Raw genomic sequence first — 748 nt, 5'->3', positions numbered from 1 at the left:
CATTTAAAAGGGATTGCGACNCCATTGGCAAGTTAACATACTTGTCAGATAAACACGTAGGAAACAAGACCTCATTTAAAAGGGATTGCGACTCTATTAGGAAACAAGTTTCTTAACAAGTCTAACTCTGTAGGAAACAAGACCTCATTTAAAAGGGATTGCCACTGTAATAGACTTAAGGCTTTAGGCTGAAGGGAAAAGATAAAAGATATGATAAAGTAATCGCAAACTACAGAGAATTAATTTTGTTTTGCAGAAAGCTTGTAAATTTGCATTGGAAGCTTATAAGCTTATTTAAATTTTCTATTTATGTCTCAGGATTCGCTCAAGGATTCCGTCAAGTTCATCAAGGGAGTTATAAAATATTTCAAGCTTACCTCTCTTACCTTTATGTGATATTTTTACTTTCACGCCAAGTTCACTTGTAATTCTGTCCTCAAGTTCGGTTATCTCAGGTATTTCCTCCTTTTTTGTTTTACGTTGAGGTTTTGCTATTTTTTTTACCAATTCTTCAGTCTGTCTTACGGAAAGGGATTTTTTGATTATTATATTAGATAACTCTCTTTGTTTTTGTGGGTCATCAACTGAAAGTATTGCCTTTGCATGCCCTACTGTTAGAGAACCTTCTTTAAGATAGTTTTGAATATCCTCGGGAAGCTTAAGAATTCTCAAATAATTTGCTATGGTAGCTCTATCTTTACCAACTCTTTGAGATAGTTCTTCCTGCGTCAAGTTAAATTCCTTGAGT

General features: G+C 34.3%; 1 protein-coding gene. It reads right to left on the bottom strand.

Translation table 11 applies throughout. The annotated features are described in order from the left end of the window. Positions 1–303 precede the first annotated feature (303 nt). Positions 304–748 (bottom strand): chromosome partitioning protein ParB (locus N2257_10750; protein MCX7794863.1); only part of this gene is annotated, 445 nt, incomplete at its 5' end.

This window comes from Thermodesulfovibrionales bacterium (assembly GCA_026417875.1).
Classification (GTDB): domain Bacteria; phylum Nitrospirota; class Thermodesulfovibrionia; order Thermodesulfovibrionales; family CALJEL01; genus CALJEL01.
The sequence above is the reverse complement of the archived record's forward strand: the minus strand, read 5'-3'. Positions and strand labels throughout refer to the sequence as shown.